Here is a 23,937-nt window from a genome sequence, read left to right on the forward strand (position 1 = left end):
GGTCAGGCTCCGGGCAGGTCGAGAATACGCTTGGCGATGACGTTGAGCATCACTTCGCTCGTCCCGCCTTCAATCGAATTGGCCTTGGTGCGCAGCCAGCTGCGCGCACGCGCGCCGCCCTTGCTTTCTTCGCTGTCCCATTCGAGCGCTTCGCTGCCGCCGCCCGACATCACCAGCTCATGGCGCCGCTTGTTGAGTTCGGTGCCGACATATTTCATCATGTTCGAGCTGGCCGGATGCGCGCGGCCGGTCTTCCACATGTCCATGAAGCGCTCGCCCATCGCGCGATAGGCAAAGACGTCGGTGTCGAACGCCGCCATCTCGGCGCGCAGGATCGGGTCGTCGAGCTCGCCGGCGGCGTTCTTGCCGAACGCCTTGGCAAAGGCGCCGCCGATGCTGATCATGTCGCCGCCGGAGCCGCCGCCCGAGATCATCTCGCGTTCGTGGCCGAGCAGATATTTGGCGACGTCCCAGCCGCGGTTGATCTCGCCGACGAACTGGTCCTTCGGCACCTTCACATCGTCGAAGAAGGTTTCGCAGAACGGGCTGTTGCCGCTGATGAGCAGGATCGGCTTGGTGGTAACGCCGGGGCTCTCCATGTCGAAGAGCATGAAGGTGATGCCCTGATATTTGTTCGCCTTGTCGGTGCGAACGAGGCAGAAAATCCAGTCGGCCTTGTCAGCGTAGCTCGTCCAGATCTTTGACCCGTTGACGACCCAATGGTCGCCCTTGTCTTCGCCGAATGTCTGCAAGCTGACGAGGTCGCTGCCCGAGCCGGGTTCCGAGTAGCCCTGGCACCAGCGGATTTCACCGCGCGCGATCGGGTTCAGATAATGGACCTTCTGCTCCTCTGTGCCGAATTTGAGCAGCGCGGGGCCGAGCATCCAGATGCCGAAGCTGTCGAGCGGCGAGCGCGCCTTGATGCGCTTCATTTCCTGCTTCAGGATTTTCGTCTGTTCGGGGGTCAGACCCGCGCCGCCATAAGGCTTCGGCCAGTCGGGAACGGTGTAGCCCTTGGCCACACAAGCTTCGAGCCACGCCTTCTGGGCATCGTTCTTGAATTTGAAGTTGCGCCCGCCCCAGCAGACGTCGTCTTCGTCGCGGATCGGCTCGCGCATTTCGGGGGGGCAGTTCGCCTCCAGCCATTCGCGCACCTCGGTGCGGAAAGCGTCCAGTTCGCTCATCCTTTTGGCTCCTCTTCTGGCCGCAAACCTACGTCGGCTTCGCTACTTTACGCAAGCGTCAACTTGGGCGGGCCCACCTGCCGTTACGGCGCCGTAGCGTCCGACAGGCCGCCGTTGACGCGTCCCCTTTGGCGCCTAAGCTAAGTGGCAAAAGAAAACGGGAGCAGGATATGCGATTCGCAGGCAAGGTCGCCGTCGTCACCGGCGCGGCATCGGGTATCGGCAGGGCCACGGTCCTGAAACTGGCGGGCGAAGGCGCGCATGTGTTTGCCGCCGACATCGACGAAGCGGGCGGGCGCGCGCTCGCCGAAGCATCGAACGGCAAGATCGATTTCGTCCGCTGCGACGTGACGCGGCCGTCGGACATCGAGGCGCTGATGAACGAAGCCGCGGCGAAGGCCGGCGGCATCGACATCGTCTTCAACAATGCCGCCGCGGGCGGCGACCGCGCGCCGATCGACGAGATCACCCCCGAAGGCTGGGACCGGACGATGGACCTAGTGCTGAAATCGGTCGCGATGGGCATCCGTTACGCCGCGCCGCACATGAAGGCGCGGAAGGGCGCGAGCATCGTCAACACCGCGAGCGTCGCGGCGCTGGGCGCGGGCTATTCGCCGATCGCCTATGCCGTCGCGAAGGCGGGGGTGCTGCACCTTAGCAAGGTCGCCGCCACTGATCTGGCGCAATATGGCATCCGCGTGAACGCGATCTGCCCCGGCTTCATCAACACCAATATCTTCACCGCGTCGCTCGACGTCCCCGGCGAGATGAAGGAACAGGCGAATGCGATCATCGCCGGGATGAGCGCGCAGGCGCAGCCGGTCGCGCGCGGCGGCCAGCCCGAGGACATCGCCAACGCGGTCGCTTACCTCGCGAGCGAGGAGTCGAGTTTCATGACCGGCACCCATCTGCTGGTCGATGGCGGACTGACGATCGGCCAGCGCCACGCGTGGGACAAGGAAACGCCGGGCATGTTCGACGCGCTGGTCCAGATGGAGGAGGCTGCCAAGGCCGGAGCGGCGGCGTGAACGCGTCGGCCGCGGCGGTGCCGAAAACCCGGCGCCTGCCCGTGTGGTTGAAAGCGACGCACGGGCTCGGCAGCATCGCCTATGGCGTCAAGGATAATGGTTTTTCGACTTTTCTGCTGCTGTTCTACAATCAGGTCGTCGGCCTCGACGCCGGGATCGTCGGCACCGCGATCATGGTCGCGCTGATCGCCGACGCCTTTGTCGATCCGGTGATCGGCGAGCTGACCGACCGCACGCGGAGCCGCTGGGGCCGCCGCCTGCCCTGGCTCTACATCGCCCCCGTGCCGCTTGCCATCGCATGGATGCTGCTGTGGCACCCGCCCGCCATGTCCGATTCGATGACCGTGCTCTGGCTGATCGGTTTTGCGATTATCGTGCGGACTTTGGTGTCGTGCTGCGAGGTGCCGTCGGTGGCGATCGTTCCCGAACTGACCGCCGATTATGACGAGCGGACGATCGTCATGCGCTATCGCTTCCTGTTCGGCTGGGGCGGCGGGCTGCTGATCCTGCTGCTTGCCTATGGGGTGTTTTTCGGCGGGCCTAAGGGGCTGGTCGATCCCGACGGCTATGGTCCCTATGCACTCACCGGGGCGCTGATGATGCTGGGCGCGGTAGTGATTTCGGCGGCGGGACAGCATCGGCGGATCGCGGTGTCGAACCTGGCCGACGTCAAACCCGTGATGACGCTGCGCCAGGTGCTCGGCGAAATGCGCGACACGCTGTCCAACCGCGCCTTCCTGTGGCTGGTGTTCGCTGCGCTGTTCGGCTTCGTCAACCAGGGCATCACCTTTTCGATGACCAATTATCTGCTCGGCTTTTTCTGGCAGCTGACGCAAGGCGAGCTGATCGCCTATGTCTTTCTGCTGTTCGGATCGATGATCGCCGCCTTTCTGTTCGTCGCGCCGCTGTCGGCGCGGCTCGGCAAGCGCGACGGCGCGATCGTCGCCGGGGCGATCGCGCTGCTCGTCAACAGCGGCATGTACTTGGCGTGGACCCAGGGGGTTTTTCCGGGCCTGCCCGGCAAGCCGAGCGCCGCGGTTATGTTCGCGCTGGTGTTCATTTCGAACAGCTTTTCGATCATGCTGATGATCCTGTCATCTTCGATGATGGCCGACGTCGTCGAGGCATCGCAAAGCGAGACCGGACGGCGGTCGGAAGGGCTGTTCTTTGCCGGTTATTTCTTCATGCAGAAATGCGCGACCGGCATCGGCATCTTCATTGCCGGGCTGATCCTGTCGTTCGCGGCGTTTCCGGCGTCGGCCAAGCCGGGCGAGATCGAGCGCGCGGTCCTCGGCGACCTTGCGCTCGGCTATGCGCTGGCGGTGCTGGTAATCGGGACGCTGGGGCTGATCGTGATGCGGCGCTTCCCGATTTCGCGCGCCGATCACGAAGCGCGGCTGGCGCTGCTCGACGATACGGCGCGCGCCGAACCGGACGGAAGCGGGGCGCATCCGTAACGGAAAATGTCGGCGCGCGACCAAATGAGGTAATAATCGGCCCGCAGGGGTTGGCAAAGCAGGACGAATCGGTCCAAAGGCTTACGCGAACGTAAACGGAAAGGATGCTCAGATGGATTTCGACCTTACCGACCGGCAGGTCTATTGGCGCGACCGGGTGCGCGATTTCATCGAGCGCAAGGTCCGTCCCGCCGTCCCCACCTATAACGAGCAGGACAAGGCAGGCGATCGCTGGAAAGTCATCCAGGTCGTCGAGGATCTGAAGGCCGAGGCGAAGGCCGCGGGCATCTGGAACCTGTTCATGCCGCCGCGCAGCAGCGCACACCACCATGTCGACGAGACCTTCGAGTTCGAAGGCCCAGGCCTCACCAACCTCGAATATGCGCTGTGCGCCGAGGAAATGGGGCGGATCGGTTTTGCGAGCGAAGTGTTCAACTGCTCGGCGCCCGACACGGGAAATATGGAAGTCTTCCACCGTTACGGCACGCGCGCGCAGAAGGAAAAATATCTCGGCCGGCTGATGAATGGCGAAATCCGTTCGGCGTTCCTGATGACCGAGCCCGCGGTCGCCTCGTCCGACGCGACGAACATCGAAACGCGGATCGAGCGCGATGGCGACGATTATGTCATCAACGGCACCAAATGGTGGTCGTCGGGCGCAGGCGATCCGCGCTGCGAGGTCGCAATCGTGATGGGCAAGACCGACTTTGCCGCCAAGCGTCACGCGCAGCAGTCGATGGTGCTGATGCCGCTCAACGCCCCCGGCGTGACCATCAAGCGTCACCTCCCCGTCTTTGGGTATGACGATGCGCCGCACGGCCATATGGAAATCGAGCTGAAGGATGTCCGCGTCAATGCCGAGGAAGCGATGCTGCTCGGCGAGGGTCGCGGCTTCGAGATCGCGCAGGGGCGGCTTGGCCCGGGCCGCATCCACCACTGCATGCGCACGATCGGGGTCGCCGAGGAAGCGATCGAGAAAATGGCGAAACGGCTCCAGTCGCGCGTCGCGTTCGGCCGCAAGGTCGCCGAATATAGCATCTGGGAACATCGCCTGGCGCGCGCGCGCATCGACATCGAAATGACCCGCCTGCTGTGTTTGAAGGCCGCCGACATGATGGACAAGGTCGGCAACAAGTCGGCCGCGGCCGAGATCGCGATGATCAAGGTGCAGGCGCCGAACATGGCGCTGAAGATCATCGACGACGCGATCCAGGCGCATGGCGCGGCGGGCGTGTCGGAGGATTTCGGGCTGGCAAAAGCCTATGCGCATCAGCGCACCTTGCGGCTGGCGGACGGTCCGGACGAGGTGCATGAACGCGCGATCGCCCGCATCGAGTTCGCCAAATATAGCGACGCCGCCGATCCCGGCTTTTCGTCGGGCGACGTCGGGGTGTCGCGCTAAATACAAACTCCCCTCCCGCTTGCGGGAGGGGTTGGGGGAGGGCTTATTCCTCTCCCGTTCGGAATTGACATGCCCTCCCCTAGCCCCTCCCGCAAGCGGGAGGGGGACTGAACGGAGATTTTGAATGACCAAAGCCGCAATTCTGATCGAACCCGGCCAGCCGCTGTCGATCGAGGATGTCGTCGTTGCCGACTGCGGCCCGCACGAGGTGCGCATCCGCACCGCCGCCTGCGGGCTTTGCCATTCGGACCTGCATTTCATCGACGGCGCCTATCCGCACCCCCTGCCCGCGATCCCCGGCCATGAAGCCGCGGGCATCGTCGAGGCGGTCGGCAGCGAAGTGCGTACGGTGAAGGTCGGCGACGCGGTCGTCACCTGCCTGTCGGCCTTCTGCGGCCACTGCGAGTTTTGCGTCAGCGGGCGCATGTCTTTGTGCATGGGCGGCGACACCCGGCGCGCTGCCGGTTCGGCGCCGCGCATCACGCGGCCCGACGGGTCGCCGGTCAACCAGATGCTCAACCTGTCGGCCTTTGCCGAGACGATGCTGGTCCACGAACATGCGTGCGTCGCGATCGACCCCGACATGCCGCTCGACCGCGCCGCGGTCATCGGCTGCGCGGTGACGACGGGTGCCGGGACGATCTTCAACGCGTGCAAGGTGACCCCGGGCGAGACGGTCGCGGTCGTCGGTTGCGGCGGCGTTGGGCTCGCGACGATCAACGCCGCGAAGATCGCGGGCGCGGGGCGGATCATCGCCGCCGATCCGGTTCCCGAAAAGCGCGCGCTGGCGATGAAGCTGGGCGCGACCGATGTGGTCGACGCGATGGATGCCGATGCCGCGAAGCAGATCGTCGAACTCAGCAAGGGCGGGGTCGATCATGCGATCGAGGCGGTCGGGCGTCCGGCGTCGGCAAGCCTTGCGGTCGCGTCGCTGCGCCGCGGCGGCACCGCGACGATCCTGGGCATGATGCCGCTGACCGAAAAGGTCGGGCTCGGCGCGATGGACCTCTTGTCAGGCAAGAAATTGCAGGGCGCGATCATGGGCGGCAACCGCTTCCCGGTCGACATCCCGCGCCTCGTCGATTTTTACCTGCGCGGGCTGCTCGACCTCGATTCGATCGTCGCCGAGACGATCCCGCTCGAGAAGATCAACGAAGGGTTCGACAAGATGAAGAAAGGCGACGCCGCACGGTCGGTGATCGTATTCGACCAGTGACCATCGACGCACAAAAGGCGTTCAGCGGCACCGTCGCGCCCGAAGGGGCGGACGTGCTCGACGAGGCGAAGCTGACCCAGTGGATGGAAGCGAATGTCGAGGGTTTCCAAGGCCCGCTGACGCAAAGCAAGTTCGCGGGCGGCCAGTCGAACCCGACCTATAAAATCTCGTCGCCGTCGGGAAATTATGTCCTTCGCCGCAAGCCCTTCGGCCCGCTGCTCCCCTCGGCGCATGCGGTCGACCGCGAATATAAGGTGCAGGCGGGGCTGCACAAAATGGGCTTTCCCGTCGCGCGCCAATATGGCCTCTGCACCGACGACAGCATCGTCGGCAGCTGGTTTTATGTGATGGGCATGGTCGATGGGCAGACGATTTGGGACGGGTCGATGCCCGGTTCGACGCCGGAAAACCGCCGCGCGACCTATGAGGCGATGATCGACACGCTCGCCGCGCTGCACAAGGTCGACGTCGAGGCGGCGGGGCTGTCCGATTTCGGCAAGCCGGGCAATTATTTCGGGCGGCAGGTCGACCGCTGGACCAAGCAGTACAAGCTCGCCGAGACCGAGACGATGGACGAGATGGAGCGGCTGATCGCCTTCCTTCCCGCGACGCTCCCCGAACAGACGCGCACCAGCGTCGTCCACGGCGATTACCGCATCGACAATATGATCTATGCCAAGGACCGGCCCGAGGTTCTGGCGGTGCTCGACTGGGAACTGTCGACCTTGGGCGATCCGCTCGCCGATTTCACCTATGTCGCGATGGCGTGGGTGACCGAGAATGGCGGGCGTTCGGGGGTGATGGATCTCGATCGGCAAGCGCTGGGCATTCCCGAACTCGATGAAATGGTCGAACGCTATTGCGCCGCCACCGGGCGCGACGGCGTGCCCGACATGAACTGGTATTTCGCCTATAACTTCTTCCGCCTCGCCGGGATCATGCAGGGAATCAAGAAGCGCGTCATCGATGGCACCGCTTCGTCGGCCCATGCCAAGGCGATGTCGGAGCGCGTGCAGCCGCTCGCGGCGCGGGCGTGGGAATTTGCACGAAAGGCGGGCGCATGAGCCTGTTCGACATGACCGGCCAGGTCGCGCTGATCACCGGATCGTCGCGCGGCATCGGCAAGGCCACGGCAGAAGCGATGGCCGAACAGGGCGCGAAGGTCGTGATTTCGAGCCGCAAGCAGGATGCCTGCGATGCAACCGCGGCCGAGATCAATGCGAAGTTCGGCGACGGCACCGCGATTGCCGTCGCCGCGAACATCTCGTCGAAGGACGACCTCCAGAACCTCGTCAACGAAACGCGCGCCGCGTTTGGCAAGGTCACGGCGCTGGTCTGTAACGCCGCGTCGAACCCCTATTATGGTCCCGGCCTTGGGATCAGCGACGACCAGTTCCGCAAGATCATGGACAATAATATCCTGTCCAACCACTGGCTGATCACGATGGTCGCGCCCGAAATGCTCGAACGCGGCGAAGGGTCGATCACGATCATCAGCTCGATTGGCGGGCTGAAAGGATCGCCGATCATCGGCGCCTATGGCATCTCCAAGGCAGCCGACATGCAGGTCGCGCGCAATTTTTCGGTCGAGTTCGGCCCTAGGGGCGTGCGCGTCAACTGCATCGCGCCGGGGCTGATCCGCACCGACATGGCGCGCGCCTTGTGGGAAAATCCCGACAATCTCAAACGATCGACCGCCGCTTCAACACTGAAGCGCATCGGCGAACCGCACGAGATCGCGGGCGCCGCGGTCTTCCTTGCCAGCAAGGCGGGGGCATTCACCACCGGCCAGACCATCGTGTGCGATGGCGGAGCCACGATTTCGGGAGGCGGATAATGGGCGCATTGGACGGCAAGATCGCAATCATCACGGGCGCCGGTTCGGGGATCGGCCGCGCGAGCGCGCTGCGCTTCGCCGCCGAAGGCGCGAAGCTGGTGCTCGGCGACAAGACGGCGGCGGTGCATGAGACCGCGCGGCTGGTGAAGGATGCGGGCGGCGACGCCGTCGCGCTCGAAATCGACGCGGGGATCGAGGCCGATGTGGCGTCGATGGTCGCCGCCGCGAAGGAAAATTTCGGCGGACTCGACGTCGCTTTCGCCAACGCGGGGATCATCGGCGACATGGGCGGCATTTTCGACTTCGATCCTGCCGCCTGGGCCGAGACCTTGCGCGTCAACCTGATCGGCCCCGCGCTGATGGTGAAACATGCGGGCAAGGCGATGGTCGATCAGGGCCGCGGCGGTGCGATCGTGCTGACTGCAAGCGTCGCCGGGATCAATTCGGGCGCGGGTCCGGGCGCTTACTCCGCGTCGAAGGCAGGCGTGATCAACCTCGCCAAGACCGCGGCGCAGCAACTCACCACCAGCGGCGTGCGCGTCAATGCGATTTGCCCCGGCCTCACCGAAACGGGGATGACCAAGCCGACCTTCGATTATGCGAAGGCGAAGGAGGTCACGCACAAGCTGGGCCAGCTCAACCCGCTGAAACGCGCCGCGCAGCCCGAGGAGCTCGCCAATGTCGCGCTGTTCCTTGCCAGCGATCAGGCAAGCTATGTCAACGGACAAGCGATCGCGGTTGACGGCGGGCTCACCAGTTCGCATCCGGTGACGCGCCAGCTGCTTGGCCAGACATCGCATTGACAGGATAGATATGGGTCACGGTTTCGATACGGCGCGGCTGAGCCGCATTCCCGCCTTTCTGGAGGCCAAATATGTCGGCCCCGGCCGCTTGCCGCATGCAGCGACCTTGGTGTCGCGGCGCGGCGAGATTGCGCACCTGTCATGCATCGGCGATGCGCGCCCGGGCGCGGCGCTGCAAGAGGATGCGATCTTTCGGATCGCCAGCATGACCAAACCGATCACCAGCATCGCCTTCATGATGCTGGTCGAGGAAGGCAAGGTCGCGCTGTCCGATCCGCTGGTCAAATTTTGCCCCGAGTTCAAGGATACCGGCGTCTTTGTCGCGGGCGGCGGCAATGTGCCGTTCCTGACCCGGCCGCCGACGCAGCCGATCCGCATGGTCGACCTGCTCCGCCACACATCGGGACTGACCTATGGTTTTCAGGAGCGCACCCCCGTTGATGCCGCGTACCGCAAGGCGCGGATCGACGATTTCGATGCCGATTATACGATGGACAGTTTCATCGAGGGGCTGGCCAAAATCCCGCTCCAGTTCGACCCCGGCGCGCACTGGAATTATTCGATGGCGACCGACGTGCTCGGCGCCGTGGTCGAGCGGATCGAGGGCAAGCCGTTCGCGCAGGTGTTGCAGGAGCGCATATTTGGCCCGCTCGCTATGGTCGATACCGGGTTCAAGGTGCCCGCCGATCAGCAGCACCGGCTGACCGATTGTTACGCCTTCGATCCCGTGGCCAAGATGAAGCCCTTCGATAGCGGCGACAAGAGCCGCTGGGCGAAGGATCGCAGCTTTCATTCGGGCGGTGGCGGGCTCGCTTCGACGCTCGCCGACTATCACCGTTTCTGCCTGATGCTACTCGGCGGCGGCGCGCTCGATGGCACGCGCATCATCAGCCGCAAGACGCTGGAACTGATGACCGCGAACCACCTCGTCGGCGGCGGCGACCTCGTCCAGCACAGCGTCGGTATCTTTTCGGAGGCCGAAAATGCCGGGGTCGGCTTTGGCCTTGGCTTTGCGGTGAACGAAAGCCCGGCGCAGACGATGACCCCCGGGTCAGTCGGCGATTTTTACTGGGGCGGCATGTTCTCGACCGGCTTTTTCGTCGATCCGGTCGAGCAAATCTGCATGGTGTTCATGACGCAGCTGATGCCATCCTCCACCTATCCCGTGCGGCGCGAGGTCAAGACACTGGTCCACGCCGCGATTGACGACTGATTTGAGAACCCACCCCCGTTCGTGTCGAGCGAAGTCGAGACACGCGAAGCGCAGCGCTAGACGCTTCTCGACTTCGCTCGAAGCGAACGGCATCTTTTAAGGAGCCTGAAATGTCCGAAGATACCCCTGTTTCCGTCACGATGGAAAAGGATGGCGAGGTCGCCGTCATCATCGTCAACAATCCGCCGGTCAACGCGCTGAGCTGGCACGTGCGTCAGGGGCTGGAAGATAATTTCACCGCCGCGCTTGCCGACGATAGCGTCAAGGCGATCGTGCTGCGCTGCGCCGGGGCGACCTTTATCGCCGGCGCCGACATCAGCGAATTCGGCAAGCCGCCGCGCGGCCCCGATTTCAACGCAGTGCTGAACTCCATCGAAGCGGCGTCGAAGCCGGTCGTCGCCGCGATCCACGGCACCGCGCTTGGCGGCGGACTCGAAACCGCACTGGTCTGTCATTATCGCGTCGCGGTGCCGTCGGCGAAGCTCGGCGTGCCCGAAGTGAAGCTCGGCCTTCTCCCCGGCGCGGGCGGCACCCAGCGCCTGCCGCGCGTCGTCGGCGTCGAAGCCGCGGCGACGATGACCTCGACCGGCGATCCCCTGCCCGCGGCGAAAGCCAAGGAACTCGGCCTGGTCGATGAATTGGCGGGCGAAGACAGCCTTGCCGCCGACGCCATCGCCTTTGCGCGCGCAAAGATCGCCGACGGCCCGCGCCCGACGCGCGAACGCCCGGTGTTCGGCGACGTCGCGGTGATCGAACAGCTGAAGGCCGCCAATGCCAAGCGCTGGCGCGGCTTTGAAGCGCCCTATGCCAACCTCGCTTGCGTCGAAGCGGCGACGCGCTTGCCGTTCGAGGAAGGCCTCGCGTTCGAGCGCGAGCAGTTCATGAAGCTGATGTTCGGCAGCCAGTCGGCGGCGCAGCGCCATATCTTCTTTGCCGAACGTCAGGCCGCGAAGATCGACGGCCTGCCCAAGGATACCCAGCTGCGCGACATCAAGAAGGTCGGCGTGATCGGCGCCGGCACGATGGGCGGCGGGATTTCGATGAACTTCCTGCAAAAGGGCATCCCCGTCACGATCGTCGAAATGGCGCAGGACGCGCTCGACCGCGGCGTCGGGGTGATCCGCAAGAATTACGACGCGTCAGCCGCCAAGGGGCGTTTCAAGCCCGAACAGGTCGACCAGATGATGGGCATCCTGACGCCGAGCCTCAGCCTCGACGATCTCGCCGATTGCGACCTGATCATCGAGGCGGTCTATGAGAATATGGACGTCAAGAAGGACATTTTCGGCAAGCTCGACACGATCGCCAAGCCCGGTGCGATCCTGGCGTCGAACACCAGCTATCTCGATGTCGACGAAATCGCGACCGCGACGAGCCGCCCCGGCGATGTGCTCGGCATGCATTTCTTCTCCCCCGCCAATGTCATGAAGCTGCTCGAGGTCGTGCGCGGCGAAAAAACCGCGCCCGACGCGCTCGCCACCGCGATGGCGATCGGCAAGAAAATCGGCAAGGTCGCCGTGGTCGCGGGCGTGTGCGACGGCTTTATCGGCAACCGCATGCTCAAGCCGCGCCAGATGGAGGCGATGAAGCTGCTGATGGAAGGCGCGACACCGGCGCAGGTCGACAAGGTGCATGTCGAATTCGGGATGCCGATGGGGCCGTTCCAGATGAGCGACCTCGCCGGGGTCGACATCGGTTGGCACCGCGACCCCAATCGCATCGAAAGCATCCGCGACGCGCTCTGCGCCGAAGGCCGCTGGGGCCAGAAGAAGCAGGCGGGCTTTTACGATTATGACGAAAAGCGCCAGCCGTCGGAGAGCCCGCGCGTTGCCGAGCTGATCGAGGAGTTCCGCGGCAAGGCGGGGGTCGAGAAGCGCGAGATCACCGATCAGGAGATCATCGAACGCACGCTGTACCCGATGGTCAACGAAGGCGCGCTGATCCTGTCCGAAGGCAAGGCGCAGCGCGCGAGCGACATCGATGTCGTGTGGATCTATGGCTATGGCTGGCCGGTCTATCGCGGCGGCCCGATGTTCTGGGCGGGGCTGGAAGGCACCGACAAGATCGTCGCGGCGCTCGAGAAGCACGGGTTCGAGATCGCACCGCTGCTCAAGGAAAAGGCCGAGGCAAAGAGCGGCTTCTAAACCCGCTTTCGATTACGATCAGCAGGCCGTCTGTCCCGACGCGGGGCAGGCGGCCTTTGCTTTTGCCGAATGCCGCAGCAGGTGGACGCAAATAGTTGCGATTCAGGGTTAAAGCGCTGGCAACACCTGCCGTTACGGCAGAGCATGATTGCCATGTCGTTTCTCGCCCTGTTGCTGCTCACGGGCAGCGTTCCGGTCGCCGCTCCGGTAGTCGCTCCGCCAGCAAGCGCGGTCGGAGTGGCGCGGGCGCGCATTCTGGCACCCGCTGAAGTGCGGCGCGTCGATGGCCGGATCGAGGTGCGGACGGGTGACCGTCGCGCGCCGACGCAGGTGCATCGCGGCGAACGCAAGGACGGCGGCCAGACGGCGGATTTTTACTAGAGTCTGTCCTGTTCAAATTGATCCGTAGCCCTGAGCTTGTCGGAGGGCACTTCTCGCCGAGAAGCGCCCTTCGACAGGCTCAGGGCTACGGTGACTTGATTCAGCCTGAGCAGGGCCGACCCTAGAACCGACCCGAACTCCCGTTCGTGTCGAGCGAAGTCGAGACACGCCAGCACAGCGCCAGACGCATCTCGACTTCGCTCGATGCGAACGAGGTTGGGTGTATGGTCTCAGCCCTGCAACGTCTGGATGATCGCCGAAAAATCGCGGCCGTCCTTGTCGGCCTCGACGAACGCTTCGTACAGCTCGCGCGCCTTCGAACCCATCGGGACATCGGCGTCGACGCTTGCCGCCGCCTCCATCGCGAGGCGGAGATCCTTGAGCATCAGCGCCGCGGCAAAGCCGCCCTTGTAATCATTGTCGGCGGGCGTCGTCGGGCCGACACCCGGAAGCGGCGCATAGCTGGTCAGCGACCAGCACTGCCCCGACGACACGCTGGCGATGTCGAAGAATTTCTGCGGGTCGAGCCCGAGCTTCTGCGCGAGCGCAAGCGTCTCGCACGTCGCGACCATCGACGCGCCAAGCAGCATGTTGTTGCAGATCTTCGCGCCCTGCCCCGCCCCCGCATCGCCTGCATGGATCACCGCCTTGCCCATTTCGGCAAGGATCCGCTCCGCGCGCGCAAAGCCCTCAACAGTGCCGCCGACCATGAAGGTGAGCGTGCCCGCATTGGCCGCAGCGATGCCGCCCGACACCGGCGCATCGACCGCGACGAGGCCTTTGGCCGTCGCTGCTTCAATATTGGCGCGCGCGGTCGCGACGTCGATCGTCGAGCAATCGAGGAGCAGCGTGCCCCGCGCGGCGTTCGGAAAGACGTCAGCCTCATATACCGACGCGACATGCTTGCCCGCGGGAAGCATCGTTACCACCGCTTCGGCGCCGGTCACCGCGTCGGCGGCGGAGGCGGCGCGGGTGCAGCCCGCCTCGACGGCGCGTGCGAGAGCTTCTTCGCTGAGGTCGAAGGCGCGGACGTCGTGCCCCGCCTTCGCGAGATTCGCGGCCATCCCGCCGCCCATATTGCCGAGCCCGATAAATGCGATTTTCATGTCAGCGACCTTTCCACACGCCCTCACGTTTCTCAATAAACGCCGCCATGCCCTCAGCCTTGTCCTCGGTCGCGGCGAGGATCTGGAACAGGCGGCGTTCGTAGATCAGCCCCTGGTCGAGCGTGGTTTCGAACGCCGCGTTGACCATGTCCTTGTTCACCATCGCGGCCATCGCCGGCATGCTGGCGATGACCGTCGCAGTCTTCACCGCTTCGTCGATAAGGCTCGCATGCTCGACGACACGCGCCACCAAGCCCGAGCGTTCGGCCTCCGCAGCGTCCATCATCCGGCCGGTCAGGCACATTTCCATCGCCTTCGCCTTGCCGATCGCGCGCGTCAGCCGCTGCGACCCGCCCATCCCCGGCGCAACACCGAGCTTGATTTCGGGCTGGCCGAATTTCGCCTTTTCGGACGCGATGATGAAGTCGGCCATCATCGCCAGTTCACACCCGCCGCCGAGCGCGAAGCCGTTGACCGCGGCGATCCAGGGCTTGCGCACCTTCTTCACAAAATCGCTCGTCCATTTCGCGAAGAAATCCTCGAGGTAGAAATCGGACGCGGGCTTGTCGGCCATTTCCTTGATGTCGGCGCCCGCGGCGAAGGCCTTGTCGCCCGATCCGGTGAGCACCGCACAGCGCTGGCTGTCGTCGGCCTCGAACGCCGCGAAGGCCGCGATCAGATCGTCGAGCACGCTGGAGTTGAGCGCATTCAGCGCCTGCGGGCGGTTGAGCGTCACCAGCGTGACGGCACCGCGCGTTTCGACGAGGAGGGTTTCGTAGGTCATTTTCAAATTCTCCGATCAATCGTCATGCCGGACTTGATCCGGCATCCATTCCAGCGAGGCCCGAATGGACCCCGGATCAAGTCCGGGGTGACGAGGCAGGGTAGCGGCAACGGCTCAGGTAAGCGGCGTCCATTTCTCATTCTCGGGCAGCGGCGCGAAGATCGCGTCGATCCAGTCGTCGGTCACCGCTTCGGGCGTCGGCGGGTCCCATTTCGGGCTGTTGTCCTTGTCGATAATCAGCGCGCGGACGCCTTCGAGGAAGTCGTGCATCGCGACGACGCGGCTGCCGATCGCATATTCCTGCGTCATCTGCGCGGCAAAGTCGTGCATCGCCCCGCCTTCCTTCAACTGACGAAGCGCGACCTTGCAGGTCTGCGGCGATTTGCTGTGCAGCGCCGCGAGTTCCTTTGTCGCCCAGTCGCCGCCGTCGGCTTCGAGCGCCGCGAGAATATCTTCATAGGTGTCGCTGGCGAACAGCCGGTTGATCTTGTCGATCTGATGCGTGATCGCGGCGGGCGGCGCGGTGACCGACAGTTCGCCCAGGATGCCGCCGATGCGGTCGGGGTGCTGCGCGATGCGCGCCTTCGCCTCGGCTAGTTTCTCCGAGAGCAGATAATGCGTCGCGAGTCCGAGCGCGAGACATTCGGCGCCGTCGAGCCGCGCCCCGGTAAGCGCAAGGAACACCCCGACGCGGCCTTCGAGTCGTGGGAGGTACCAGCCGCCGCCGACGTCGGGGAACAGGCCGATCCCCGTCTCGGGCATCGCAAAGCGCGTATGCTCGGTCGCGACGCGATATTTCGCGGGCTGCGAAATGCCGACCCCGCCGCCCATCGTGATCCCGTCCATGAAAGCGACGACGGGCTTGGGGTAAGTGAACAGCAGATGGTTGAGGCGATATTCGGTATGGAAGAAGGCGCGCGCTTCGACCCCGTCCTTCGCACCGCTCTCGGCGAGCATGCGGATGTCGCCCCCAGCGCAGAAGCCGCGCCCCTCGCTATGGTCGATGATCACCGCTTCGATCGCGTCGTCATCGCGCCATTTGATGAGCGCGTCGATCATCGCTTCGCACATCGCGAGGTTCAGCGCGTGAATCGCCTTCGGGCGATTGAGCGAAATGCGACCGATGCGGCCATCGGTCGAGATCAAGACATCTTCGGTCATTGGCGCAGCAGGTCCCTTCCGACGATCATCCGCATCACCTGATTGGTGCCTTCCAGGATCGAGTGGACGCGGAGGTCACGCCAGAAACGCTCGATCGGATAATCGCGCAGATAGCCGTAGCCGCCGAACAATTGCAGCGCGTCGTTGACGATCTTGCTGCCATTGTCGGTCGCGAGCCGCTTCGCCATCGCCGAGAAGCGCGACTTGTCGGGGGCGTTCGCGGTGACCTTGGCCGCCGCCATGTACAGCAGCGCCCGCGCGGCCTCGAGGTCGGTCGCCATGTCGGCGAGCATGAACTGGGTGTTCTGGAAATCGGCGACCGGCTGCCCGAACTGCTGGCGGTCCTTGGTATAGGCGATCGCCTCGTCGAGGCAGCGCTGCGCGCCGCCCAAGGAACAGGCGCCGATGTTAAGGCGACCGCCGTCGAGCCCCGCCATCGCAAAGCGGAAGCCGTCGCCCTCGGCACCGACGAGATTTTCGATCGGTACACGACAATCCTCGAAGATCACCTGCGCGGTCGGCGAGGCGTTCCAGCCGAGCTTTTTCTCCGGCGCGCCGAAACTCAGCCCCGGGGTGTCCTTTTCGATCACGAGGCAGGAAATACCCTTCGACTTTTCCTCGCCGGTGCGGACCATGCAGACATAGATGTCGTTGACCCCGGCGCCCGAAATGAACTGCTTCGTGCCGTTCAGCACATAATGGTCGCCATCCTTCTTCGCGGTCGTCTTGAGCGCCGCGGCGTCCGAGCCCGAGCCGGGTTCAGTGAGGCAATAGCTCGCGATCTTGTCCATGCTGACCAGGCTCGGCAGGAAGCGGTCCTTGATGGCAGCGCCGCCGAAACGGTCGATCATCCAAGTCGCCATATTGTGGATCGAGACATAGGCGGATGTAGCGGGACAGCCATAGGCCATCGCCTCCATGATCAGCGCCGCTTCGAGCCGCCCCAGCCCGATGCCGCCCGATTCCTCGGCCACATATATGGCGCCGAAGCCAAGTTCGCCTGCAGCCTTCCACACTTCGACCGGATAATGGCTTTTCTCGTCCCATTCGGCGGCAAAGGGCGTGATGCGGTCGGCGGTGAACTTGCGCGCCATGTCCTGAATGGCGAGCTGGTCGTCGGTAAGCTGGAACTGGTCGGTCATGGTCATTCCCAAGAAAAAATTGTTCGCAAATCGCAGCCGTCTGGGTCTTCACCCTCGTTGAAGAGATCGACCCGGTCGATTGCGGTCAATTGCGCATCGGTCAGTGGCTTCGGCGATGAAAAATAAGCAGCCCCGTGCCTGCGGTTCCAGATGGCAACCCCGTATTCGCCTCCGCTTTTCCGCGAAGCGTAACGGACGTGGCCCTTTGCATTTCGCTTTAACGCGACAGCACCTTTAGGTTTACTCGCCCACCCGTTGCCATGAACGACAAGTGATCCGAAATCGCCGCTCCAACGGAAGGAGCCACCATGGATTCCTCCAGTGAGCGTTTCGACACGCTCTCCAGGCAGGAGATCGATGATAGGCGAATAACCGCAAAACCGGGCCGGACCGTCCAATTCGGCGGCTATAGCAGGAGCGTCGCACGAGATCGCAGCAGCGCATCCTATCAGGAAAAGGCGCCATATCATCCGTTGCCCCCAACGATGGCTTCGGCTTCGATTTCGACTTTCCACTCGGGGCGGATCAGCGCGGGGATGACGAGCATCGTCGAGGCGGGGCGGATGTCGCCGAACATCGCGCCATGCGCCCGCCCCACCAGATCCGCGTCCGCCGGGTCGGTGATATACATGCGCGTGCGCACGACGTCGGCGGGCGAACCGCCAAGCGCTTCCAATGCCTCGCGAATGATCGTCAGGCAGCGCGCCGCCTGAACCCCCGCATCGCCGAGCGTTGAACTGCCATCGGCCTCGATCGGCGCGCAGCCCGCGACGTCGATCCGGTTCCCCACCCGAACCGCGCGGCTGTAGCCATAGACGGGTTCGAACGGGGACGCGGAACTGTGATTGCGGCGTCCCCCGATGCTCGACTGGTCGTCAGCCACAGGTGACCTGCGTGATCTTGTAGGCGTCGTCGTACATGATGTTCACGCGGTCCTGGCGGTAATCCATCGTCATCGCGCTGCGCGGCGGGCCCCAGCGCAAGGTGCGGGCGCCCGATTCCTTGAGGATCGCCGCGCCCATTTCCGCGCTCGCAACATGGCCGACATGGCTCTGCACCGCATCGGCCTTGCACGTCATTGCGGCTTCGGGTGCCGCCGGGGTCGACTCGACCGGGGCTTCGCTGCTCGCGCAGGCGGCGAGCGGCAGGGCGGCGGCAATTGCAATCCAGCGAAAATCCATCGTGAGTCTCCCTTTCAAAACCGTCATCCGGCGCAGCGCGTATAGCGCATCGCGCCCGCCGCGGCACCCTCACCCATATCGCGGCGGACGAGCATTTTGCCGCCATCGGCAAGCGTGAGCTCGATCCGCCGGTCCCATTCCTGCCCCTCGCCGCTGAACCGGTAATCGGCGACCAGCCGGTTCGCACCGCTTTCGCGCACATGCGTAAGTTCGCCATGCGATTCGTAGAAGCGCAGGTTCGCCGTATCGATCGTAACCGCGGTCAGATCGGCGCCCTTTTTCGCGGCGCAATCGGCAGCGTTCAGCGCCCAGCGGCCACGAATCGCCGCCGGGATCGCCGCGCCAGCACCCGCGATGGAATCGCTCGCGGGATTGGTCGACGCTTCCTGCTTGGCTGTCGGCAGGTCGGCATCGACTTCGGCATTCGGCGCATCGGCGGGGATCGCGGGCGCAGCCGTATCCTCCGCGTCAGATCGCTCGTCGCCACCGCCGCACGCCGCGAGCAGCAGCAGCGCGGGCATCGTCCAGATCTTCATCGTCCTTCTCCTTCGACAGGAGAAATGTCCGAGCCGGCTCACGGGTTGCCCCCGTCAACCCATCGTCGGAATCACGAACGCATTACCGCCGTCGGGCGACCCGTCGGGCCAGCGCGCGGTGATCGTCTTGACCTTGGTCCAGAATTTGACGCCTTCCATGCCGTGCTGGTTGGTGTCGCCGAACGCCGAACGCTTCCAGCCGCCGAAGGTGTGATAGGCGACCGGGACCGGGATCGGCACGTTGATGCCGACCATGCCAACCTGCACGCGCGCGGCGAATTCGCGCGCGGCGTGGCCGTTGCGCGTGAAGATCGCGACGCCATTGCCATATTGGTGCTTGCTGGGCAGTTCGAGCGCGGTTTCGAAATCGGGGGCGCGGACGATCTGCAGCACGGGGCCGAAGATTTCTTCCTTGTAGCTTTCCATGTCGGTGGTGACATGGTCGAACAGCGTCGGGCCGACGAAGAAGCCCTTTTCGTGGCCCTGCAAGGTGAAGCCGCGGCCGTCGACGACCAGCTCGGCGCCTTCCTCGGCGCATTTCGCGATCCAGCCTTCGACCTTTTCCTTGTGCGCCTGCGTCACGACGGGACCGTAATGCGCCTCCGCATCGGTCGACACGCCGACGCGCAGCGCCTCGATCGCGGGAACGAGCTTTTCGCGGAGACGGTTCGCGGTGTCCTCGCCGACGGGTACGACGACGGGGAGCGCCATGCAGCGCTCACCCGCCGAGCCGAAGGCGGCGCCGGTCAAGTCATTGACGACCTGGTCGAGATCGGCGTCGGGCATGACGATGCCGTGGTTCTTCGCGCCGCCCATCGCCTGCACGCGCTTTCCGTTCGCGACGCCGCGATTATAGACATAATGCGCGATGTCCGACGAGCCGACGAAGCTGACCGCGCCGATGTCGGGATGGTCGAGGATCGCGTCGACCATCTCCTTGTCGCCATGGACGGTCTGGAAAATGCCCTCGGGCAACCCGGCTTCGAGGAACAGCTCCGACAGGCGGACGGGCACCGACGGGTCGCGCTCGCTGGGCTTGAGGATGAAGGCGTTGCCCGTCGCGGTCGCGACGCCGCCCATCCACAGCGGGATCATCGCGGGGAAGTTGAACGGGGTGATCCCCGCGCCGATGCCGACCGGCTGGCGCATCGAATAGACGTCGATGCCCGGCCCCGCGCCCTGCGTATATTCGCCCTTCAGCACATGCGGGATGCCGCAGCAGAATTCGATGACCTCGAGCCCGCGCTGGATATCGCCCTTCGAATCGGCGATCACCTTGCCATGTTCGCTCGACAACATCTCCGCGAGCTGGTTCATATTGGCTTCGACGAGGCGCTTGAATTCGAACATCACGCGCGCGCGGCGCTGCGGGTTCGTTGCGGCCCAGGCGGGCTGCGCGGCTTTCGCCGCGGCGACGGCGCGGTCGAGGATAGCGCGGTCGCCCAATGCGACCTGCGCCTGCACGCCGCCATTATTGGGGTCGAGGACGTCGCCGAAGCGGCTGCTGCTGCCGGCGCCGCCGACGATGTGATGGTCGATCTGTCGCATATCCGAGTCTCCCAAAAAATGTTGCCGCTGCAACAGCCGAGTTAAGGGGCGATTGCAAGGGATAGACTTGCAGCCTTATCCTGCATATTTGCAGGCATATGGACTGGGACAAGCTGCAATATTTCCTGCTCGTCGCGCGTCACGGCACGCTGGCGCGTGCCGCGGCGGCGCTGCACGTCGATGCGACGACGGTCAGCCGTCAGGTCAGCGCGCTCGAAGCCGCGCTCCAGCAGACCTTGTTCGAACGGGCCCCGACGGGTTTCGTTCTGACGGCGGCAGGTCGGGCGCTCGTTCCGCACGCCGAGGCGATGGCGGCGGCGGCGGCGCGCATCCACATGGCGCCCGACGGCGGATCGCCGCTGTCAGGGCAATTGCGCATCAGCGTGTCCGAAGGCTTCGGCAACAGCTTCATCGCCCCGCGGCTCGGCAAATTCGTCGCCGCGCATCCCGAGCTCGAGATCGACCTTGTCGCCTCGTCGGGCTTTCTCAATCCGTCGCGGCGCGAGGCCGATATGGCGGTGCTGCTGGCGCGGCCACGCAAAGGCCCACTGATCACGCGCAAGCTGTCCGACTACAGCCTTGGCCTCTATGCGCCCGCGGACCGGAGCGACTGGCAGGCGGCTGTGACCGCAGCGCCGTTGTCGCGCGCGGGCATCCCGGTGATCGGCTATATGCCCGACATCCTCTACGCCCCCGAACTCGACTATCTGGGCGAAATCGAGCCGGGGCTGCGCGCCAACGTCCGGTCTTCGTCGATCCTCGCGCAGCGGCGGATGATCGCGGGCGGCGCGGGGGTCGGCGTCCTCCCCTGCTTCCTCGCAGCGGGCGATCCCGCGCTGGTTCGCGTGCGCCCCGATCAGGCGATCGCGCGCGCCTTCTGGCTTGCGCTCCACCGCGACGTCGCGCCGCAACCCCGGATGCGGGCGTTCATCGACTGGCTGGATGCCGAGGTGCGCGAAAGCCGGGGTTTGCTGGTTCCGGCTTAGTTTTTGTGTCCCCGCGAAGGCGGGGACCCATCTCCGGTCCGTGCAAGTTTGAACCGGCGGGTGATGGGCCCCTGCCTTCGCAGGGGCACAGGATCAGATTTCAGGGCGCCACCCGGAGGCGATCAGACCGCCTTCTCCGAACAGCATTTGCATCGCATCAGTAGCTGCAGCGACCGCGCGCAATTTGTCCGCGAGCGGATCGTCGATCGGATGGTCGCTCCGAAGAAAAGCGATCCAAGCGGCGATCGCCGCTTCGAGCGATGAGCAGCGCGCCCCGCGCGCCTGATGCCAGGCCAGCGTTTCGAGCCAGCGCTGCGGAATCTTCTGGCTGCCGTCCATCGCGATCTGGATCAGCCGGTGATCGAGCGCCGGATTGGCGAAGCGGTCCATCAGCGCATCGGCATAGGCGGCGAGATCCTGCCCCGGCGCGGCGTCGATCGTCGGCGCGGCCTCATCGCGCATCAGCCGTTCGATGAGCGGGCGGATCGCGGGATCGGCGATCGCCTGATAGACATAGTCATGCCCTGCCCCCAGCCCGATATAGGCGAGCGCCGAATGCGCGCCGTTGAGCATGCGCAGCTTTGCCGTCTCATAGGGGGCAACATCGGCGACGAGCTGCGCGCCGACCTTTTCCCAGCGCGGGCGCGGCCCCGCAAAATCATCCTCGATCACCCACTGGCTGAAGCCTTCGGTGACGACAGCGCCTTCGTCGCGGACGCCGAGTTCGGCCTCGATCGCCGCGCGGTCGGCGTTAGTGGTCGCGGGCACGATGCGGTCGACCATCGTCGCGGGACAGCGGCATTCGCGGTCGAACCAATCCACCAGAACGGGATATTCCACGGCAAGATACTGGCGCATCAGTGCCTTCAGCACCGCGCCATTGTTCGCCAGATTGTCGCAGCTGAGCAGGGTCAGGCCCGGCAAGCCCTTCGCCTTGCGTGCGGAAAGTCCGGCGCCGATAAAGCGGTAGAGGCTCGACGGTCCCTTGGCCGCATCGAGATCGAGCGTGCCGTCAGAGCGGCGCAGATAGCCCTTCTCGGTGACGGTGAAGCTGACGATGTGCGTCGGCGATGCGGCGATAGCGTCGATGACGGCCTGCGGCTCGTCGGCCGCGACAAGCACCTTCTGCACCGCCCCGATCAGGCGCAACCCGGTCCCCGCCGCGCTGCGCGTGCTGACCGTATAGAGCCCGTCCTGCGGATTTAGCTGCGCGGCAACACCGGGAGAACGAAGCGACACGCCGACTATGCCCCAATCGCGCTCACCCGCCCCCATCGCATCGTCGGTATAGACGGCCTGATGCGCGCGGTGGAACGCGCCGATGCCGATATGGGCGATCCCCGCCGCCTGCGAGGCGCGGTCGTAACCCGGCGCCTGCACCGACGCCGGGAGCGGCGTTTCAGCCGACAGCCTCACAGCTTGTAAGCAGCCTTGGCGAGATTGTAGCTGAGGTCGGCGGCGAGTTCGGCGGCCTCCCATTCCTCCATCCGGTGCTCGGCGACGAGCTGCGCGAGGAAACCGCAGTCGATGCGGCGTGCGACGTCGTGGCGCGCGGGGATCGACAGGAAGGCGCGCGTATCGTCGTTGAAACCGACTGTGTTGTAGAAGCCCGCGGTCTCGGTCGTCTGGCTGCGGAAGCGGCGCATCCCTTCGGGGCTGTCGTGAAACCACCAGGCGGGGCCAAGCTTCAGCGCCGGATAATGGCCCGCGAGCGGCGCCAGTTCGCGCGCGTAGCTTGTCTCGTCGAGCGTGAAGAGGATGATCGTCAGCCCCGCTTCATTGCCATAACGCCCAAGCAACGGGCGCAGCGCATGGACATAGTCGGTGGCCGTCGGGATATCGGCGCCCTTGTCGCGGCCATAATGGTCGAACAGCCAGGGATTGTGGTTGCGCAGGGCGCCGGGATGAATCTGCATCACCAGCCCGTCGTCGAGGCTCATCCCCGCCATTACGGTGAGCATGTGCGCGCGAAACAGTTCGGCATCGGCCGCGCTGACGTCGGCGCCGGTGACGCGCGCGAATAGCGCCTCGGCCTCCGCATCCGACAGGTCGGCGGTCGCCGCGGTCGGGTGACCATGATCGGTCGAGGTCGCGCCCATTGCGGCGAAGAAGGCGCGGCGGCCCCGGTGCGCGGCGAGATATCCGGCATAGGAGAAGGCATCTTCGCCCGAAAGGTCGGAGAAGCGTTGCAGATTGTCGCGAAAGCCTTCGAATTCGGGGTCGACGACCGGGTCGGGGCGGTAGGCGGTGACTACGCGCCCGCCCCATTCGCCGCTGTCGTTCGCAGCGCGGATGGCAGCGTGATGCTCGAGCGTATCGATCGGGCTTTCGGTCGTCGCGATCACCTCGATCCCGAAGCGGTCGAACAGCGCGCGCGGACGGAAAGCGTCGGCCGTCAGCGCCTCGGTGATGCGATCGTAATAGAGGTCCGAGGTTTCGGCGGAAAATTGCACGTCGAAACCGAACGCCTCAGCGAACACCCAGTCCATCCACATGCGGCTCGGGGTGCCGCGGAAGAGATGGTAATTTTGCGCAAACAGCCGCCAGCTTTCGCGCGGGTCGGCGTCCGGATTGCGGATACCGAGCGCATCGAGCGAAACGCCCTGCGAATAGAGCATCCGGAACACATAATGGTCGGGATGGAGCAAGAGCTCCGCCGCATTGCCGAACGGCGCATTGCCCGCGAACCAGCTCGGGTCGGTGTGGCCGTGCGGGCTGATGATCGGCAGGTCCGCAACCTCCGCATAGAGCCGGCGCGCGATGTCGCGCTGCGCCGGGTCGGACGGAAAGAGACGGTCGGGAGACAGCAGCGACGGACGCGGCATCGA

Annotated in this window: 23 protein-coding genes; 11 read left to right on the plus strand and 12 right to left on the minus strand. The window is 64.8% G+C overall.

What is annotated here, in order from left to right:
* Positions 1-2 precede the first annotated feature (2 nt).
* Positions 3-1,184, minus strand: a complete 1,182-nt coding sequence (locus tag SPYCW_RS15435) for an acyl-CoA dehydrogenase family protein (RefSeq protein ID WP_120217548.1) — start codon at positions 1,182-1,184, stop codon at positions 3-5.
* A 170-nt stretch (positions 1,185-1,354) separates the two neighbouring features.
* On the opposite strand from SPYCW_RS15435, the gene SPYCW_RS15440 reads away from it, so the two are divergent.
* The 10 genes from SPYCW_RS15440 to SPYCW_RS15485 all read left to right on the plus strand — a co-directional run bounded on the left by SPYCW_RS15440 (position 1,355) and on the right by SPYCW_RS15485 (position 12,665).
* Positions 1,355-2,212: an SDR family NAD(P)-dependent oxidoreductase gene (locus SPYCW_RS15440; RefSeq protein ID WP_120217549.1), complete on the plus strand. Its 858-nt coding sequence runs from the start codon at positions 1,355-1,357 to the stop codon at positions 2,210-2,212.
* Complete coding sequence (locus SPYCW_RS15445) at positions 2,209-3,669, plus strand: MFS transporter (protein ID WP_172595527.1); 1,461 nt, start codon at positions 2,209-2,211, stop codon at positions 3,667-3,669. The genes SPYCW_RS15440 and SPYCW_RS15445 overlap by 4 nt, the downstream gene beginning before the upstream one ends.
* Positions 3,670-3,781: 112 nt before the next feature.
* Positions 3,782-5,071, plus strand: coding sequence for an acyl-CoA dehydrogenase family protein (locus SPYCW_RS15450; RefSeq protein ID WP_120217551.1), 1,290 nt, complete (start codon positions 3,782-3,784; stop codon positions 5,069-5,071).
* A gap of 124 nt (positions 5,072-5,195) precedes the next feature.
* Positions 5,196-6,287 carry a Zn-dependent alcohol dehydrogenase gene (locus SPYCW_RS15455; protein WP_120217552.1) on the plus strand — a complete coding sequence of 364 codons (1,092 nt, stop codon included), beginning with the start codon at positions 5,196-5,198 and terminating at the stop codon, positions 6,285-6,287.
* A gap of 83 nt (positions 6,288-6,370) precedes the next feature.
* A complete protein-coding gene (locus SPYCW_RS15460) occupies positions 6,371-7,351 on the plus strand; it encodes a phosphotransferase family protein (RefSeq protein WP_232014940.1) in 981 nt (326 codons plus the stop codon).
* Positions 7,348-8,124 carry an SDR family NAD(P)-dependent oxidoreductase gene (locus SPYCW_RS15465; RefSeq protein ID WP_120217554.1) on the plus strand — a complete coding sequence of 259 codons (777 nt, stop codon included), beginning with the start codon at positions 7,348-7,350 and terminating at the stop codon, positions 8,122-8,124. The genes SPYCW_RS15460 and SPYCW_RS15465 overlap by 4 nt, the downstream gene beginning before the upstream one ends.
* Positions 8,124-8,927 (plus strand): SDR family NAD(P)-dependent oxidoreductase, encoded by an 804-nt coding sequence (locus tag SPYCW_RS15470; RefSeq protein WP_120217555.1) that lies wholly within the window; start codon positions 8,124-8,126, stop codon positions 8,925-8,927. Before SPYCW_RS15465 ends, SPYCW_RS15470 begins: the two co-directional genes overlap by 1 nt.
* A gap of 10 nt (positions 8,928-8,937) precedes the next feature.
* Positions 8,938-10,140, plus strand: coding sequence for a serine hydrolase domain-containing protein (locus SPYCW_RS15475; RefSeq protein ID WP_120217556.1), 1,203 nt, complete (start codon positions 8,938-8,940; stop codon positions 10,138-10,140).
* Positions 10,141-10,250: 110 nt separating this feature from the next.
* Positions 10,251-12,284 carry a 3-hydroxyacyl-CoA dehydrogenase NAD-binding domain-containing protein gene (locus SPYCW_RS15480; RefSeq protein ID WP_120217557.1) on the plus strand — a complete coding sequence of 678 codons (2,034 nt, stop codon included), beginning with the start codon at positions 10,251-10,253 and terminating at the stop codon, positions 12,282-12,284.
* 153 nt (positions 12,285-12,437) lie between these two features.
* Positions 12,438-12,665 carry a hypothetical protein gene (locus tag SPYCW_RS15485; RefSeq protein WP_232014735.1) on the plus strand — a complete coding sequence of 76 codons (228 nt, stop codon included), beginning with the start codon at positions 12,438-12,440 and terminating at the stop codon, positions 12,663-12,665.
* 230 nt (positions 12,666-12,895) lie between these two features.
* Here SPYCW_RS15485 and mmsB read toward each other — a convergent pair whose 3' ends face one another.
* The 9 genes from mmsB to SPYCW_RS15530 form a co-directional block, all read right to left on the minus strand.
* Positions 12,896-13,771 carry a 3-hydroxyisobutyrate dehydrogenase gene (mmsB, locus tag SPYCW_RS15490; protein ID WP_120217559.1) on the minus strand — a complete coding sequence of 292 codons (876 nt, stop codon included), beginning with the start codon at positions 13,769-13,771 and terminating at the stop codon, positions 12,896-12,898.
* 1 nt (position 13,772) lies between these two features.
* On the minus strand, positions 13,773-14,555 hold the full coding sequence (locus SPYCW_RS15495) for an enoyl-CoA hydratase-related protein (RefSeq protein WP_120217560.1): 783 nt from the start codon (positions 14,553-14,555) through the stop codon (positions 13,773-13,775).
* A 114-nt stretch (positions 14,556-14,669) separates the two neighbouring features.
* Positions 14,670-15,716, minus strand: a complete 1,047-nt coding sequence (locus SPYCW_RS15500; RefSeq protein ID WP_120217561.1) for an enoyl-CoA hydratase/isomerase family protein — start codon at positions 15,714-15,716, stop codon at positions 14,670-14,672.
* Positions 15,713-16,858: an acyl-CoA dehydrogenase family protein gene (locus tag SPYCW_RS15505; protein ID WP_120217562.1), complete on the minus strand. Its 1,146-nt coding sequence runs from the start codon at positions 16,856-16,858 to the stop codon at positions 15,713-15,715. The genes SPYCW_RS15500 and SPYCW_RS15505 overlap by 4 nt, the downstream gene beginning before the upstream one ends.
* A 2-nt stretch (positions 16,859-16,860) precedes the next feature.
* Positions 16,861-17,328, minus strand: coding sequence for a hypothetical protein (locus SPYCW_RS15510; protein WP_120217563.1), 468 nt, complete (start codon positions 17,326-17,328; stop codon positions 16,861-16,863).
* On the minus strand, positions 17,325-17,741 hold the full coding sequence (locus tag SPYCW_RS15515; RefSeq protein ID WP_232014736.1) for a RidA family protein: 417 nt from the start codon (positions 17,739-17,741) through the stop codon (positions 17,325-17,327). Before SPYCW_RS15515 ends, SPYCW_RS15510 begins: the two co-directional genes overlap by 4 nt.
* Entirely contained in the window at positions 17,734-18,039 is a 306-nt protein-coding gene (locus SPYCW_RS15520) for an I78 family peptidase inhibitor (RefSeq protein WP_120217564.1), read from the minus strand. Before SPYCW_RS15520 ends, SPYCW_RS15515 begins: the two co-directional genes overlap by 8 nt.
* A 23-nt stretch (positions 18,040-18,062) precedes the next feature.
* Positions 18,063-18,575 carry a hypothetical protein gene (locus tag SPYCW_RS15525; RefSeq protein WP_120217565.1) on the minus strand — a complete coding sequence of 171 codons (513 nt, stop codon included), beginning with the start codon at positions 18,573-18,575 and terminating at the stop codon, positions 18,063-18,065.
* 54 nt (positions 18,576-18,629) lie between these two features.
* On the minus strand, positions 18,630-20,123 hold the full coding sequence (locus SPYCW_RS15530) for a CoA-acylating methylmalonate-semialdehyde dehydrogenase (protein WP_120217566.1): 1,494 nt from the start codon (positions 20,121-20,123) through the stop codon (positions 18,630-18,632).
* Between the two features lie 98 nt (positions 20,124-20,221).
* On the opposite strand from SPYCW_RS15530, the gene SPYCW_RS15535 reads away from it, so the two are divergent.
* Positions 20,222-21,109, plus strand: coding sequence for a LysR family transcriptional regulator (locus tag SPYCW_RS15535; protein ID WP_120217567.1), 888 nt, complete (start codon positions 20,222-20,224; stop codon positions 21,107-21,109).
* Positions 21,110-21,202: 93 nt separating this feature from the next.
* Here the strand turns inward: SPYCW_RS15535 and SPYCW_RS15540 are convergent, their stop codons facing one another.
* Together SPYCW_RS15540 and uxaC are read right to left on the minus strand one after the other, a co-directional pair.
* Positions 21,203-22,525 carry a mannitol dehydrogenase family protein gene (locus tag SPYCW_RS15540; protein WP_232014737.1) on the minus strand — a complete coding sequence of 441 codons (1,323 nt, stop codon included), beginning with the start codon at positions 22,523-22,525 and terminating at the stop codon, positions 21,203-21,205.
* Positions 22,522-23,934, minus strand: coding sequence for a glucuronate isomerase (gene uxaC, locus SPYCW_RS15545; protein ID WP_120217568.1), 1,413 nt, complete (start codon positions 23,932-23,934; stop codon positions 22,522-22,524). Before uxaC ends, SPYCW_RS15540 begins: the two co-directional genes overlap by 4 nt.
* Positions 23,935-23,937: the final 3 nt, after the last annotated feature.

Origin of the sequence: Sphingopyxis sp. EG6 (assembly GCF_003609815.1) — a bacterium.
GTDB lineage: Bacteria > Pseudomonadota > Alphaproteobacteria > Sphingomonadales > Sphingomonadaceae > Sphingopyxis.

Bases quoted from the DNA above. Each gene is read 5' to 3' on its own strand.
- SPYCW_RS15435 (WP_120217548.1), bottom strand. From the start codon at position 1,184: ATGAGCGAACTGGACGCTTTCCGCACCGAGGTGCGCGAATGGCTGGAG.
- SPYCW_RS15460 (WP_232014940.1), top strand. From the start codon at position 6,371: ATGGAAGCGAATGTCGAGGGTTTCCAAGGCCCGCTGACGCAAAGCAAG.
- SPYCW_RS15450 (WP_120217551.1), top strand. From the start codon at position 3,782: ATGGATTTCGACCTTACCGACCGGCAGGTCTATTGGCGCGACCGGGTG.
- SPYCW_RS15520 (WP_120217564.1), bottom strand. From the start codon at position 18,039: ATGGATTTTCGCTGGATTGCAATTGCCGCCGCCCTGCCGCTCGCCGCC.
- SPYCW_RS15510 (WP_120217563.1), bottom strand. From the start codon at position 17,328: ATGATATGGCGCCTTTTCCTGATAGGATGCGCTGCTGCGATCTCGTGC.
- SPYCW_RS15485 (WP_232014735.1), top strand. From the start codon at position 12,438: ATGTCGTTTCTCGCCCTGTTGCTGCTCACGGGCAGCGTTCCGGTCGCC.
- SPYCW_RS15530 (WP_120217566.1), bottom strand. From the start codon at position 20,123: ATGCGACAGATCGACCATCACATCGTCGGCGGCGCCGGCAGCAGCAGC.
- SPYCW_RS15440 (WP_120217549.1), top strand. From the start codon at position 1,355: ATGCGATTCGCAGGCAAGGTCGCCGTCGTCACCGGCGCGGCATCGGGT.
- SPYCW_RS15500 (WP_120217561.1), bottom strand. From the start codon at position 15,716: ATGACCGAAGATGTCTTGATCTCGACCGATGGCCGCATCGGTCGCATT.
- SPYCW_RS15535 (WP_120217567.1), top strand. From the start codon at position 20,222: ATGGACTGGGACAAGCTGCAATATTTCCTGCTCGTCGCGCGTCACGGC.
- SPYCW_RS15470 (WP_120217555.1), top strand. From the start codon at position 8,124: ATGGGCGCATTGGACGGCAAGATCGCAATCATCACGGGCGCCGGTTCG.
- SPYCW_RS15505 (WP_120217562.1), bottom strand. From the start codon at position 16,858: ATGACCGACCAGTTCCAGCTTACCGACGACCAGCTCGCCATTCAGGAC.
- SPYCW_RS15465 (WP_120217554.1), top strand. From the start codon at position 7,348: ATGAGCCTGTTCGACATGACCGGCCAGGTCGCGCTGATCACCGGATCG.
- mmsB (WP_120217559.1), bottom strand. From the start codon at position 13,771: ATGAAAATCGCATTTATCGGGCTCGGCAATATGGGCGGCGGGATGGCC.
- SPYCW_RS15455 (WP_120217552.1), top strand. From the start codon at position 5,196: ATGACCAAAGCCGCAATTCTGATCGAACCCGGCCAGCCGCTGTCGATC.
- uxaC (WP_120217568.1), bottom strand. From the start codon at position 23,934: ATGCCGCGTCCGTCGCTGCTGTCTCCCGACCGTCTCTTTCCGTCCGAC.
- SPYCW_RS15525 (WP_120217565.1), bottom strand. From the start codon at position 18,575: ATGAAGATCTGGACGATGCCCGCGCTGCTGCTGCTCGCGGCGTGCGGC.
- SPYCW_RS15480 (WP_120217557.1), top strand. From the start codon at position 10,251: ATGTCCGAAGATACCCCTGTTTCCGTCACGATGGAAAAGGATGGCGAG.
- SPYCW_RS15475 (WP_120217556.1), top strand. From the start codon at position 8,938: ATGGGTCACGGTTTCGATACGGCGCGGCTGAGCCGCATTCCCGCCTTT.
- SPYCW_RS15495 (WP_120217560.1), bottom strand. From the start codon at position 14,555: ATGACCTACGAAACCCTCCTCGTCGAAACGCGCGGTGCCGTCACGCTG.